Genomic DNA, 14,066 nt, shown 5'->3' with positions numbered 1-14,066 from the left:
ACAGAGATCAAAGACGAGCGGCGGGTGCGGGAGCCAGGTCTGGCGCAGGCGGACAGCCGCCGCTGGGCCTCGACCAGTATGTGCAGCAGGCGTTGCAACTGCATCAGGCCGGGCGCCGGCAAGAGGCTGAGACGATCTACCGGCAGGTGCTGGCGCGTCAGCCCAAGCACGCGGCCGCGGCGCATTTCCTGGGACTGCTGCTTCACCAGACCGGGCGCAGCGAAGAAGGGCTGGATCTCATCGAACGGTCGGTGAGCCTGCAGCCGACGAATCCCGATTTCCTCAACAATTTCGGTACGGTGATGCGCGACCTCGGCCGCCCTGCTGCGGCCATCGATTTCTTCCGCGGCGCAGTAGATCTGCGGCCGGACCAACTCGCGGCGCGCGACAATCTCGGCTCATCGCTGAAACAGGTCGGCCAGTTCGAAGAGGCCGAAGAGATTTATCGCGGCACGGTTGCACGCAACCCATTTCATGTGCGCGCCCGCATCGGGCTTGCCGAAACCCTGCAGGAAGCCGGGCGGCTGGATGAGGCGCTGGCTGCCTTCCGCGAAGCGCTGGCGATCCGACCCAAGGATGCCGACCTGCTGCACGGGCTCGGCGTCGGGTTGATGGAAAAGGGCAAGCTCGACGAGGCGGCCGACCTGTTCCGGCAGGCGTTGGCGATCAACCCCGCCATGGCCACAGCCTGGCTGATGCTGACGCAGGTCAAGCGCCAGAAGGAGCGCGACAGCGAGCTTGGGGGCATGGAAGCCCAGCATGCCAAGGCGCCGCAGGACAGCCTGGCGCGCATGCAGCTGTCCTTCGGACTCGGCAAGGCGAATGACGATCTCAAGGATTATGGCCGGGCCTTCGACTATTTCGCCGAGGGCAATGCGATCCGCCGCAAAGGCATCGACTACGACCAGGCCAGGACGCGGGCCGAGTTCGAGGCGATGAAGGCCACCTTCGATGCCGGCTTCTTCGAGAAGCACAGGCCCAGCTCAATCAGCGACGACACGCCGATCTTCATTGTCGGCATGCCGCGTTCGGGCACGACGCTGGTCGAGCAGATCATTGCCAGCCATCCGCAGGTCTATGGCGCAGGCGAGCTCAGCATATTGAAGAAGGCGGTCGGCAGGCAGTTCCCGGCGACTATGCCGGGTGGCTTCCCATGGGGCGTATCGGATACGGGCGATTCGGATTTTGCCGAGGCAGGCCAAGCCTATCTCGACATGCTCCATGCCCGCTATCCGAACATGCGCCACGTCACCGACAAAATGCCGGGCAACTTCCTGCTTGTCGGCTTCATCCACATGATGATGCCGAAGGCCAGGATCATCCACTGCGCGCGCGATGCGGCGGCCACCTGCCTGTCGATCTACAAGGTGCATTTCCGCGGTGACAGCCATCGCTATGGCTACGATCTCGGCGAGCTCGCCGACTTCCACAATCTCTACACCGACATCATGAAGCATTGGCACACGGTGCTGCCAGGCGTCGTGCACGATGTACGCTACGAGGATTTTGTCGCCGACCAGGAAGGCCAGACGCGGGCATTGATCGCCCATCTCGGCCTGCCCTGGGACGACGCGGCACTATCGTTCCACGAGACCGACCGACCGGTGCGCACGGCTTCAGCCGCACAGGTGCGCCAGCCGATGTATCAGGGGTCGGTCGATCTATGGAAGCGCTATGGTGACCGGCTGAAGCCGCTTCTGGACAGGCTGGATTAGCGCAACGCTCCTGCTTCGTCCTAGGATGACGAAGCTGAGGGGCTTCTGCCAATCTGCTACCGGCTGCTCAAAGCTCTATGAATGGCTTGAAGCCACCGAAGATCATGCGCTTCCCGTCGAACGGCATGTCCGCCCAATCGGCCTTCAGGCGCGGATCTGCCATCACTTTGGCCATGACGGCATCGCGGCTCTCCCGCGACTCATAGAGGGCCCAGGCGAAGACGACGATCTCGTCGTCCTTGGCCTGCACGGCGCGCGGGAACGAAGTGACCTCGCCATAGGGCACGTCGTCGCCGATGCATTCGACATAGCCGAGCGCGCCGTGTTCCATCCATATAGGGCCTGCGAGGTTGGCCAGCCTCTTGTAGTCATCGAGATTTGCCTTGGGCACGGCAAGCACGAAGCCATCGACATAGGACATTGTGGGTCTCCTCCTGGAAGTTCACAATCCCTCACCGACGCCAGCCGGTGAGGGACTTCGCCATTTGCGATAGATCAGGCTTTCTTGACCGGCGCGTTCATCGCCCATTCGACGCCGAACGGGTCGCGCATATTGCCCCACTGGTCACCCCAGAACATGATCTGGAGCGGCACGGCGACTTCGCAGCCGGCATCGACGGCGCGCTTCCACCAGGCTTCGATGTCGTCGCTGCCGAGGTGAAGCTGCATGGTGTAACCCTGCGGCTTGACGGCAGGCATGCCGTTTTCGGGATAGAAGTCGGAGAGCATCAGCGTCGAGCCGTTGATGTGGAGGTGGATGTGCATGGTGCGGCCTTTTTCGTCCGCCGGATAGGCAAAGACCTGCTCGGCACCAAAGGCCTTCTTGTAGAATTCGGCAGCCTTGAAGGCGCCATCCAGCTGCAGATAGGGGGTCAATCCGCCGAGCACTTTGGCCGCGGGCTGAACGGGGGTCTGATCGGTCATCTGTTGTTCCTCTTTGCGTTTGGCCTTGCGAGCCAAAGGACGGATGAGGTGCCGGCGTTCCTACATGGCCGGCAGATTTTTTTGGCCGACCGGCCCTGGACAGTCCACGCAGCCGCAGTTGGACGAGAGGCGTGAAACGAACTTGCGTCGACCGCGCCCAATCAGAGCGCAATTCTCTCGGCTCGCAGGCTAGAACAGATGGATCAGGCGAACGCCTCTTCAAATCCTGGGACGACAATGATCCTCTACTATCAGACCCACTCACCCTTCGCGCGCAAGGCGCTCGTCTTCGCCCACGAGGTTGGCATTGCCGATCGGCTGGAGGTCATTCATCACGAGACCAGTCCGACCTTGCGCAATGCCCGCGTCTACGCCGAAAACCCGCTCGGCAAAGTGCCGGTGCTGTTGCGGCCCGACGCGTCGCCGATCTTCGATTCCGATGTCATCTGCGCCTATCTCGACACGCTGCATGACGGTCGCAAGCTGCTGCCGCAGGACGGCGAGGCGCGCTGGCAGGCATTGCGGTTGCAGGCGGTCGCCCAGGGCCTGGCGCAGACGGGTATAGCCTTGCGCTGGGAGACGGAAAGGAGACCCGAAAAGTTGCGCTATGGTGCTCTCGCCGACGGATACCGGGAAAAGATCGAGGCGAGCTACGACTGGATCGAGAGCACGCTGGACGACGAGGCGCCGCTCCATATCGGCCACATCGCCTTGGCCACCACGCTGTCCTGGATGGCGTTCCGTCACCTTCCGCCTTTTCGCTCACGGGCACTGCTGACGCGCTGGTTCGAGGCTTTCGAAAAACGCGTATCGATGCAGGCGACGCCGCTTTCGGGCGATACGCATGACTGACTGGCGCCCCGCGAGGTCAGGGGCGGCGGCCGTTTTGCGCATCGAAGACGTCCGGAAACCCGATATCCTTGCGCAGCGAGGCAGGCAGTGAACGCAGGACGCGTTCGCTGCGGTGACGAGCGCGCGCTGCCGCATACCGGGTTGCGATGCGACCGATGGACGAAAGAACCGACATGATAATTCTCCCTGGGTTGGGCCGGCATCATCGTGTCGGCATCCCAAGGACGCGACGGGCTGAGGCTATCCGACAGACCGTCGAGATTTTTTATCGCTAGCTCCGTAGCCTGCTTGAAGCGGGTTGTTGCTAACGCGATTACTTCAGGCCGCGGTTTGTAGACGTTCGATTGTTTCAAGATCGGCCTTCTTCGCCTCTCCCTCTACGGCGAGGTCGTAGCTCGCCTGCATATTCATCCAGAACTGCGGCGTGGTTCCGAAGAACTTCGCAAGGCGCAAAGCGGTGTCGGGCGTTACCGGTGTCGTCTCGCTGGCCAGGCGCTCGATGCGTGTGCGGGGCACATGCAGCTTTTTGGCCAGCGTGTAAGGCTTCAGATTGAGCGGCACGAGATATTCCTCACGGAGAATTTCTCCGGGATGGACAGGTGGGTTGATGTTCAGCATTTTGAACCCTCTTCAATGATAGTCGGTGATTTCAACATCCTCCGCTTGCCCTTCCACCCACCGAAAGCAGACGCGGAATTGATCGTTGATGCGGATCGAATGCTGGCCCGCACGGTTACCTTTCAGCGGCTCAAGCCTGTTGCCGGGAGGCGTCTTCAGATCCGACAGTTCGGCGGCGTTGTCGATCATGAACAGCTTCCGCTGGGCTGAGCGGACAAAGGTCCGATGGGAAGCCCTTCGGAGCCTTGCCGTTCGAAACGGCTTCGCTGGTCTTGTCTTTGAAGGAGCGTATCATCTTGCCGACCCGAGTGGCGTACCATGGCATGATACGCTTCGGAAGTCAAGAAGACGTCTCGTAGCATGATACGAAACTCCGGCCTGCGCTCGACAGGCCGGAACTTCATCGGCAGTTTTGTTCACCGATTAGCCAGCGCCCTCCCCCACCGAGCGGAAGAAATCCTCTGGGTCTTCGACTTCGGTCAGCCGCCGTTTCTCGATCAGCCAGAAGCGGTTGCCGATGGCGCGGATGAAGGAGCGGTCGTGCGAGGCGAGCACACAGCTTGCCTGATGTGCCAGCAGTTCCGCTTCCAGGGCTTCCTGGCCGTCGATGTCGAGATGGTTGGTCGGCTCGTCCAGCAGATAGAAGTTGGGATTGGCGAGCCTCAGCGCCAGCATCATCAGCCGCGCCTTCTGGCCGCCGGACAGCGCACCGATCTTTTTCTCCTGCATCTCGATGACCACGCCGGCGCCTGCCAGCAGCGAGCGGGCACGCTGCTCGCCGACATCGTAGCGGCGCGAGACCAGCATCAGCGGCGTGTCGTCGCCGCTGATGCCCGACAGCGCCTGGTCGCTGTAGCCTAGCACCGTCGACGGCGTCACCTTCACATTCGGCACCGTGTCCGGTTCGACAATGGCATTGCGGATCAGGGTGACGAAGCGCGACTTGCCGACGCCGTTGCGGCCGAGCAGCACGATGCGGTCGCCCTGGCAGATATGGCGCTTGCCGGTTCGAAACAGCGGGGTGCCGTCGGGTGTTTCCACAGCCGCGTCGTCGAGCGTGATCAGCACCTTGGCGTGGGTGCCGCGATTGGCCAGTTTTATGGCACCCGCCGACTTTTCGCGGTGCGCCGGTGCGGCCGCTTCTTCCAGTTTTTCGGCCCGCAGGTTGAGCTGCTTGGTCTTCACCGTCAAAAGGTCGCTGCCCGAATTGATGCCGATGTTGTTGAGCTTGGCCGCCTGCCGGCGCAATTGCTGCGCCACCTTCATGTCGCGCTGGAACTTGCGCTCGGTCGAAGCATCGACCTCGTCGAGCGCCTGCCTGGCGCGGGAGTAGGGCAGGGCAAACACCGGCGACTGTTCCGGGCGCAGGAATAGGGTCCGGTTGGTGGTGGCGTCGAGGAAGGCGCGGTCGTGGCTGGCGATGACGACGGGCACCTCGCGCGGCAGCGTGTTCAGCCAGGTTTCGAGCTGGCTGATGCGGACAAGGTCGAGATGGTTGGTCGGCTCGTCGAGTAACAGCACGTCCGGATCGGTGACCCAGACGCGTGCGATTAGCGCAAGCCTCTGCCAGCCGCCACTTAGCGCCTGCATTGGCCGCTCGCGCATCGGCTCGGGCACGTCGAGTGAATCCAGAACCACGTCGACACGCCACATCTCGCTTTCGGCCTGCTCGGACGGCAAGGCATCCGCCACCACCTGCCGGAACGTACGGGTGAGAAGGGCCTGGGCAACCGACTGTTCGACATGACCGACGCGCAGGCCGCGCGTGCGGGTGATGTCACCGGAGGTCGGCTCAATCTCGCCGGTCAGGCATTTCAGCAAAGTCGACTTGCCGCGGCCATTGGCGGCGACAATGCCGAGCCGGTCGCCGGTGCCGATGGTGAGGTCGAGATTGGCAAACAGCGGCGCACTCATGGTGACGCCGAGGGATTTGAGGCTGATCAGGGCCATTTTGATTTCTCTGGTCTTGCCGGAGCTACTCCGGTCCACTTTGACGGTGCGCTTTCCGGCCATCAGGCTCGGCATTACGCACCACGAAGGGCAGACCAAAAAATCGAAGCGGGAAAAACCCGGACCGTCCCTGGTCAGCCCTGCAAGCAAGCTCGCAGGGCAGAAATCGGGCCACGCTGACGATGGTGACGATGAAACGTAAACACGTGAGCCCTCCTTTCGAGACGTTCGAGTGTGGGGAGCGATTACACCAAAGGCGGGGCGGATGGCAAGTAGATGCTCTGCGGGCAGGCCTTAATCTCGCGGGCGGATTACCCAGTCACCCTTAGTTCGCTGGATTTCCTGCGGTGTCAGGAAGTGAAACTCCATCAGGATCGGTTCTTCCGGTCCCTTGAAGAAATGAAGCTCGGCGTGGGGGAGCACGAGCCGGCGGACAGTTTCAGATACGCTTTCCACCTTATATTCCTCGGCTTGCAGTCCTAGACCTGCGAGGAGCGTCCTGGCGGCCGAAATCGTCATTGCCGGGCCAAAGCCATCGAGATCGATTTGGCTGTTGCCGCTCCATTTCAAAGGCAAAGGCTTGGGGACATCAGGCATGTGCCAAAGTTTGATGCTGATGCGATGGACGCGTGCTCGATTGCGCCTGGTCAAAATGTCGATTTCCAGATCGCCATAACCTAGAAGAAAGCCGCACGGCTGATCCTGATAGACATATAGCCATTTAGGAAAGCCAAGATGTTTCTGGACCCGACCGAGATCAGCTCCGGCCCGCAAAGGCGTGTCCTTGCTGCCTAAGATTAGGGGGAGGATATGGAGTTTGCCTCGCTGTCGCATCGATCAAACCTTGGTTGGCTGGATATCCCGTCGCGGGAGCATATTCCGCCTGCCCTGACCATTGTGCTACCCAGCTGATTGGGCCCAGCGGATTAATTGAGCTTCACAGGTCAAGGGGCCGGATCAGACAGGTCTCAAGTAGCCGCCGCTTAGTCCATATTCTTTGTTGAGATCGAGTAGGAAATGCCCGAACACCGCGCTTCTGCCGAGATCGACAACGATCACAAGCAGGGCGTTGAACCTGCCGGTGCCAATCAAAACTTGATCAAACCGGTTTTGAACGTCCCGGTAAACATAATGGACGTCGTTCAAATAGGGCACGCCGACTTCGTCCAGATTTAGCGCGTCGACATAGGACCATATGTCTACGACAGCATTCGCCGTCGCGGTGATATTCGTCATCGGCTCGGCAAAGCAAGCCTTGAACTCCTCTTCATCAAGTCTGCGAACGACGACCATCACTCATTCTAAGCGGCGGCATCTGAAATCCGCAACCGATCGCAGGCTCGATGCTGCAGCTTCCTACCGTCCCGGCCGTCCCGTCTTCCCCGGCCGGCGTTTGTCGCGGCGGGCGTCGCCTGGATCCTCGTATGAGCCGATGCCGGCGCGCTGGCGAACGATTGGCTTAGCGGAATCGTCGCGTTCCTTCGCGCCTGTCCTGCCGGGCATCTCCCCCACTTGGGGGGAGATTGACTGCGGCTTGGCCGGCACTTTTCCTTCGACCGGCTTTTCCGTCCGCCGTACAGTCATTTCATCGAGCGAGTTCTTCTTGAACAGTGGCTTGGTGACGTCGCCGGGAATGCCGAAGTCGGAGCCGTGCGCCTCTTCGGCCGACTGTTTCTTGAACAGCGAGCGTGACACCGCGCCGGCCGGCGTCGGCATGTCGGTACCTGGACCCATGTCGTCGATCGAGGGTTTCGAAAACAGCGGCTTTTTCACCGGCACAGTGCCATCGGCGCCCATCTCGTCGAGATCAGGCTTGCGGAAGAGGTTGGGCCGGGCAGCCTTGGCTGCCTCTTCGGCGGCACGCGCTGCGTCGAGCTTGCGAAAACGCTCCTGTTCCTCTGCTGTACGATGTTTGGCCACGCCCTTGTTGTGCTTGCCCTTTTCGCGGCCGGAGGCCGGGCTTTCCATGTCGGCGTATTTGGCCAGCGGGTCTTCGGAGATGGACAGTTCCATCTCACGCAGGCGCTTGATTTCGTCGCGGATGCGGGCCGCCTTCTCGAAGTCGAGATTGGCCGCGGCATCGCGCATCTGCTTTTCCATCGCGTCGAGATGGGCCTTGAGGTTGTTGCCCATCATGGCGCCGGCACCGTCGGTGAACTGCGAGATATCGGCGCGGACGTGGTCCTTCTCGTAGACCGAATCGAGAATGTCGGAGATGCGCGACTTGACCGATTCCGGTGTGATGCCGTTGGCCGCGTTCCACTCCATCTGCTTTTCGCGGCGACGGTTGGTTTCGGCCATCGCCCGTTCCATCGAGCCGGTCACCTGGTCGGCATAGAGGATGACCTTGCCGTCGACGTTTCTGGCGGCGCGCCCGATGGTCTGGATCAGCGAGGTTTCCGATCGCAGGAAACCTTCCTTGTCGGCGTCGAGAATGGCGACGAAGCCGCATTCGGGAATGTCGAGGCCTTCGCGCAGAAGATTGATCCCGACCAGCACGTCGAAGGCGCCGAGGCGCAGATCGCGCAGGATCTCGATGCGCTCCAGCGTATCGATGTCGGAGTGCATGTAGCGGACGCGGATGCCCTGTTCATGCAGATACTCGGTCAAATCCTCGGCCATGCGCTTGGTCAGCACGGTGACCAAGGTGCGGTAGCCGGCCTTGGTGGTATCGCGAATCTCGCCGACGACATCGTCGACCTGGCTCTTGGCCGGGCGGACCTCGACCGGCGGATCGATCAGGCCGGTCGGACGGATGACCTGCTCGGCGAAGACGCCGCCGGCCTGTTCCATCTCCCAGGCGCCAGGGGTCGCCGAGACCGCGACCGAAAGCGGACGCATGGCATCCCACTCCTCGAAGCGCAGCGGCCGGTTGTCCATGCAGGACGGCAGACGGAAGCCGTATTCGGCCAGCGTCGCCTTGCGGCGAAAGTCGCCGCGATACATGCCGCCGATCTGCGGCACGGTGACATGGCTTTCGTCGATGAAGACCAGCGCGTTGTCGGGGATGTACTCAAACAGCGTCGGCGGCGGATCGCCCGGCTGGCGGCCGGTGAGATAGCGCGAATAGTTCTCGATGCCGGCGCACGAGCCGGTGGCTTCCAGCATTTCGAGGTCGAAGCGGCAGCGCTGTTCCAGCCGCTGTGCCTCAAGCAGGCGGCCGGCCCGCTCCAGTTCGACCAGCCGGTGCTTGAGCTCTTCCTTGATCGACTTGATCGCCTGGTTCAGCGTCGGGCGCGGCGTCACATAGTGCGAATTGGCGTAGATCTTGACGCTTTTCAGCTCGCCGGTCTTCTGGCCGGTCAGCGGGTCGAATTCGGTGATCTGCTCGATCTCGTCGCCGAACATCGAGATGCGCCAGGCGCGGTCTTCCAGGTGGGCCGGGAAGATTTCGATGGTGTCGCCGCGCACGCGGAACGAGCCGCGGACAAAGTTGATGTCCTGCCGCTTGTACTGCTGGGCGACGAGATCGGCGAGCAGCGCGCGCTGGTCGAGCCGGTCGCCGATCTGCATCTGGAAGGTCATCGCCGTATAGGTTTCGACCGAGCCTATACCGTAGATGCAGGACACAGAGGCGACGATGATGACGTCGTCGCGCTCAAGCAGCGAACGCGTCGCCGAGTGGCGCATGCGGTCGATCTGCTCGTTGATCGAGGATTCCTTCTCGATGAAAGTGTCGGTGCGCGGGACGTAGGCTTCCGGCTGGTAATAATCGTAGTAGGAGACGAAATACTCGACGGCGTTTTCCGGGAAGAATTTCTTGAACTCGGAATAGAGCTGCGCGGCAAGCGTCTTGTTCGGCGCCAAGATCAAGGCAGGCCGCTGCGTCTCCTCGATCACCTTGGCCATGGTGAAGGTTTTTCCTGAGCCGGTGACGCCGAGCAGCACCTGGGTGCGGTCGTGGTTATCGACGCCTTCGACCAGATCCTTGATCGCGGTCGGCTGGTCGCCGGCCGGCTCGAACTCCGACACCATCTTGATGGCGATGCCGCCTTCGGATTTTTCGGGGCGGGCAGGGCGGTGCGGCGTCCACAGCACGCCGTCCTTGTGCAGCGGATTGCCGGATTCGATTAGCGCCGACAGTGCCGCCACCGTCGCGGTGACGCTGCCCGAGGCCATGGTCTCGGCGTCCTCCAGCGAAATGTCGAGGCCGGCGACCGGATTGAGCCCGGCTGCCGTGCGCTCCCTGGCTGACGCCGCGCCACCCATCGAGGTGCCGCGCGAACTGCGCCCCGGCGAGCTTGAGCGCTCGGGTATCTTCTTCGACGGCTTCGGCGATTTGCCGCCGTCACCCTTGGCGACAAGACGTCCTTCGTTTTCGGCTTCCTGCTCGATCTGCTCGGCCCAATCCGCGATCGAACCGGTCAGCGGCGTGCCAGAGAGTTCCGGCTGCGGCATCTCGGCGAAGCCGCCTTTGTGCAGCGGCTCGGAGGCGTCGAGGAAATCGGTCAGCGGGCTGCGCCGCTTCGGCGCGGCGCGGTCGTCGTTCGCCGTCGGCGGCGTTTTCTGATCGGGAGATTTGGCCATGTCCCGAATATGGGATTTCCTGGCCAAAATGGAAAGAGCGCGGTGGGGAGAGGCGTGCCGGACAGCGCTGCTCCTGACAGCAGGCTGTCAGCAGCAGCGGGAAGGCGCCCGAAAGCCTCTTGTCGTTACACGCCCCTGGCGGCTGATGCGACCTGCGTCGCCGACCCGTTCAGGCGCGGCACCACGACGAGGCGTTTGATTTTGCCCTTCTTGAAAGCGGCGAGGAAGCGCGCATAGTCCTTGAAGGCGACGCAGCCGCTCGACTGGGCGTAGCGGCCCCGGAGCAGGTAGGTATGGGCCAGCAGGCCGTTGCGATTGTATTTGTTGCGGCCATCGACCGGTGTCAGGCGCAAGGCCTCCACTCCGTGGAAGCGCGACTCGCGCATCGACAGATTGTAGGTGTTGGGCGGCGTCGGTCCGCGATTCTTCTGGTCGGCATAACGCGGCTGGTCCGCCATGGCGCCGATGCCTGAATGCGCCTCGAGCCTCGAGCCGTCAGGCATGTAGACGGTCGCGCTGCTGATGTCGTACACGGCGACGCCATTGCCGGCTCCGCTCCTGGCGGCTGGCGAGTTGAAGAGGTTCCTGAACGCCTTGCCAAGGCCGCCCGAGGGCGTGTCGGGCTTGGCATAGGCCAGCACATCGCCGCCATCGGCCGGCCGGCCTTGCCGCGTCGGTTTTGCCGGCTGGGCCTGCTGGACCGTCTCGCGTGCCGGCTTCGGCTGCTGAACGGATTTCGGCTGCTGGACGGACTTAGGCTCCTGCTGGACCACTTTGGGCTGCGGCGCGTCGAATTGCGGACGCCGGGTCGGCAACGGCACGTCGTCGGTCAGAGCGTCCGGCAGGGAGGCGGCATCGCCGGGTTGATCCTGCTGGGTTTCGACGGGTGAAACCACGACATCGGCTGACGATTCCTCGATCGGCAGCGGTGAGGCGAACGCCTCGTCATCGGCCGGCAGGGACTGCACCAGAGCAAGCGCCAACTGCGAATTGTCCGGCGTACCGGATTGGGCAAAGCCCATCGGAGGCGGTGCGGTCTGAACGACCACCGAGTCGGTATCCAGCCGGGCGAAACGTTCGGCCGCCGGAACTGGCATGCTATCGGACAGGCTGGCTGTGACCTGGACGGAGGGCACCAACGACGCCTCGGCAATTCGCGGTGCGACTGTGGAGATCACCGGGCGGGTGTTGGCACTGGCGGCAGGCTTTCCGGCGTCGGCAAAGGCAGCGGCCAGCTTCATCGGCGAAAGCGACGCTTCCATGCGTTCGAAGCGCTCCTGCGCCTTCGACTTCACGGCGGCGGGCATCGGCTTTGCCTGCGCTACAAGACGTTCGGATTTTTCCGCCCGCGCGCTTACCCTGGCCAGCTTGAAACAGCTGGCGCCGCACTGCACCGAATGATCATGCAGGGCCTGAGTGCCGCCATTGGCGTTGGCCAGCACGAAGGGTGCTTTCAAAAAGTGCTGCTTCAGCGGATCGGCAAGTGCGAGCGATCCCGGTGTCGACAGTGTCTGGGGCAGGCCAACCGAAGTTGCCGATAGAGAGGCGCCGACGGAACTGAGGCCAGCCATGGTGCCGATCAACCAAAGGCCGATGGCGGTGCTGACGCAAGGCAGCGCGACCCAGCGGGCCACCCGGCCAGCGTTGAAGGAAGGGGAACGTGGAGCATCGACGAACTCGCCGCCCTCACGCTGTCCCCGGTTTTTTTTGTGTGTACTCAACAACGCCATGCAACCAATCTCGCTTCAATCGGTTTCCCCGTACGTGGCCTTGAGAGCCGCGACGACCATTCTGTGAGTGATCCCAGGTGGTCCCCGACGCGTTTGCCGCGTCTGTAGTTGGTTGCCGATTGCTTCAAAATATGGACAAAGTTGGTTAATCAATTCCTCTCAAAACCAACGACGAGATGTGGATTTTGGCCAAATCAGCCTTCGTCCACGGCCAGGAAAGTGGTGTTGTCGCCCTTCCGACCTGGTTTTGCTGCCTGTTTTTGGCGGCCGAGTCAAGCAAAACAGCCACTGCTAATTTTTACGCAGCGCCTCCGCGCGGTGTATGCAGCGAACCGACTGTCGGCAGACCTGCCTACAAAAGGCGCGCGTGTTTCCGGTAAAACTGTTGCCTGCCATGCTAGATTTCTCGCGGGAAGGCGGCCTCAAACGGCCCACCCTCAGTTGAACCAAAGCGCAAACGTCAAAAACCCGCCGCCGCCGAACTGGCGCTGGATCTGGTCGAAATCGTCGCTGGTCGCGAGCTCGCCGCTTTCGAGGTAGGGCGCGATGGCCGGGCCGGTGATCGACAGCACGAGATCGAAGTTTTTTGGCTCGTCGAAGAAGCGCTTCATGTTGATGCCAAGCCCAGTACTGGCGGTGACGCGGAAATGCGGCAGCAGCTTGCGGCCCTCCAGGAGATCCTCGGCCATGGTCAAGGCGGCGAGCCAGGCCTGGACCTGCTCCTCGCCGACTTCGAGGCCGGTGAGCGGGTTCTCGCCCTTCTGCTGCGGTCCAGGCAGCCATTCGCGGTCATTGTCGGTCTCGGCGCGGATCGCCTTCCAGTCCTCGCGCGACAGCCGGATCATTTCCAGCAGGTGGCGGCGCGCTGCTTGCCGGCGCTCCGGTTCGATCACCGGCCAGTTGACGAGATGCACCATCGAGATGAAATCGGCGATGCGCCATTCCGAGGAGAAGATGCTCGAGCCCATGTCGCCGGCCGGCGGCACCAGAATATCCTGCAGCGGCAATTTGGCGCGCGGGAACAGCATGTGAAACGAGCCGTCGAAGGTGCTCCTGAAATCATGCGCAAGCCAGAAATCGGCCTGCGCCATCAGGAACTCGGCATAGCCCTGCAGCCAGTAGCCGTCGGCGCGGTCGAAGCGGAAGGTGAGCGTGGGGGCGGCGGCGTCCGACGAGATACCGCCGCGCGAGAGTGAGGCGATGATCGCCGCCATGCTCTCGTCCGGCGCGATGGTGCCGTCCTCGTTGAGGTCGATGCCGGCATGGGTGAGATCGATGACCATGCCGATATCGGCATCGGGCGGCACCGAGGCAAACGTGGCTGCGGATTTCTCCAGCCGGTCACGGAAGCCGACCAGGATGGCGCGGAACTGCTCGTAAGTGAGCGGCTCGGGATTGGGATTGTCGGGCACCGGCAACCGCATCAGCGGCAGCATGAAGGATTGCGGGCTTTCGAAACCATGACGGTGCAGGCCGGTGGCCAGGATCTCCAGTGCGGTAAAGAACTCGCCCGCCCCGGCCGCATAGGCGGATGCCGGGTCTTTTGGCGCGGCAGCCTTCAGCGTCGAGAGAGCGGTGTCGCGCGCGGCCACGGTCTTCGCCTCAAACAATGTGGTTGCCGCTTCTGGCATTGCCGCCGACGCGGAAGACAGCGGCAGGAGCAGAATGAAAGCGGATGTCAGCAGGCCTGCCAGTCGTGTCATCTTTTCCCCCCAATGTTTGTCGCGCAGTGCAAACATACACCATTTGC

General features: G+C 62.3%; 12 protein-coding genes and 1 pseudogene. 2 read left to right on the top strand and 11 right to left on the bottom strand.

The features are described from left to right. The first annotated feature begins 92 nt into the window (after positions 1-92). Positions 93-1,715: a sulfotransferase gene (locus M729_RS0115715; RefSeq protein WP_224621480.1), complete on the top strand. Its 1,623-nt coding sequence runs from the start codon at positions 93-95 to the stop codon at positions 1,713-1,715. A gap of 67 nt (positions 1,716-1,782) precedes the next feature. Here the strand turns inward: M729_RS0115715 and M729_RS0115710 are convergent, their stop codons facing one another. Both M729_RS0115710 and M729_RS0115705 read right to left on the bottom strand, forming a co-directional pair. Continuing rightward, positions 1,783-2,136, bottom strand: coding sequence for a DUF1428 family protein (locus M729_RS0115710; RefSeq protein WP_027162146.1), 354 nt, complete (start codon positions 2,134-2,136; stop codon positions 1,783-1,785). Between the two features lie 74 nt (positions 2,137-2,210). Then, entirely contained in the window at positions 2,211-2,639 is a 429-nt protein-coding gene (locus M729_RS0115705) for a glyoxalase/bleomycin resistance/extradiol dioxygenase family protein (RefSeq protein WP_013530024.1), read from the bottom strand. A 237-nt stretch (positions 2,640-2,876) separates the two neighbouring features. Here M729_RS0115705 and M729_RS0115700 point away from each other — a divergent pair, with 237 nt between their 5' ends. Further along, positions 2,877-3,491, top strand: coding sequence for a glutathione S-transferase (locus M729_RS0115700; RefSeq protein ID WP_024504188.1), 615 nt, complete (start codon positions 2,877-2,879; stop codon positions 3,489-3,491). Between the two features lie 16 nt (positions 3,492-3,507). Here M729_RS0115700 and M729_RS1000000137310 read toward each other — a convergent pair whose 3' ends face one another. The 9 genes and pseudogenes from M729_RS1000000137310 to M729_RS0115650 all read right to left on the bottom strand — a co-directional run bounded on the left by M729_RS1000000137310 (position 3,508) and on the right by M729_RS0115650 (position 14,019). Continuing rightward, complete coding sequence (locus M729_RS1000000137310) at positions 3,508-3,666, bottom strand: hypothetical protein (RefSeq protein ID WP_013530026.1); 159 nt, start codon at positions 3,664-3,666, stop codon at positions 3,508-3,510. Between the two features lie 143 nt (positions 3,667-3,809). Beyond that, the gene (locus tag M729_RS0115690; RefSeq protein WP_024504187.1) at positions 3,810-4,109 is read right to left on the bottom strand and encodes a HigA family addiction module antitoxin; all 300 of its coding nucleotides are present in this window, start codon (positions 4,107-4,109) and stop codon (positions 3,810-3,812) included. Positions 4,110-4,121: 12 nt separating this feature from the next. Next, a pseudogene (locus M729_RS01000000135245) lies at positions 4,122-4,404 on the bottom strand (type II toxin-antitoxin system RelE/ParE family toxin). Positions 4,405-4,532: 128 nt separating this feature from the next. Next, positions 4,533-6,059 (bottom strand): ABC-F family ATP-binding cassette domain-containing protein, encoded by a 1,527-nt coding sequence (locus M729_RS0115680; RefSeq protein WP_027162145.1) that lies wholly within the window; start codon positions 6,057-6,059, stop codon positions 4,533-4,535. A 294-nt stretch (positions 6,060-6,353) separates the two neighbouring features. Then, positions 6,354-6,833 (bottom strand): hypothetical protein, encoded by a 480-nt coding sequence (locus M729_RS0115670; protein ID WP_164919876.1) that lies wholly within the window; start codon positions 6,831-6,833, stop codon positions 6,354-6,356. 183 nt (positions 6,834-7,016) lie between these two features. Further along, complete coding sequence (locus M729_RS0115665; protein WP_013530030.1) at positions 7,017-7,352, bottom strand: hypothetical protein; 336 nt, start codon at positions 7,350-7,352, stop codon at positions 7,017-7,019. 63 nt (positions 7,353-7,415) lie between these two features. Further along, a complete protein-coding gene (gene uvrB / locus M729_RS0115660; RefSeq protein ID WP_027162143.1) occupies positions 7,416-10,586 on the bottom strand; it encodes an excinuclease ABC subunit UvrB in 3,171 nt (1,056 codons plus the stop codon). Positions 10,587-10,711: 125 nt separating this feature from the next. Next, entirely contained in the window at positions 10,712-12,316 is a 1,605-nt protein-coding gene (locus M729_RS0115655) for a DUF2778 domain-containing protein (RefSeq protein ID WP_027162142.1), read from the bottom strand. Between the two features lie 437 nt (positions 12,317-12,753). Then, entirely contained in the window at positions 12,754-14,019 is a 1,266-nt protein-coding gene (locus M729_RS0115650) for a hypothetical protein (RefSeq protein ID WP_027162141.1), read from the bottom strand. Positions 14,020-14,066 lie beyond the last annotated feature (47 nt).

The organism is Mesorhizobium sp. WSM1293 (assembly GCF_000513875.1).
Taxonomy (GTDB): Bacteria; Pseudomonadota; Alphaproteobacteria; order Rhizobiales; family Rhizobiaceae; genus Mesorhizobium; species Mesorhizobium ciceri.
The sequence above is the reverse complement of the archived record's forward strand: the minus strand, read 5'-3'. Positions and strand labels throughout refer to the sequence as shown.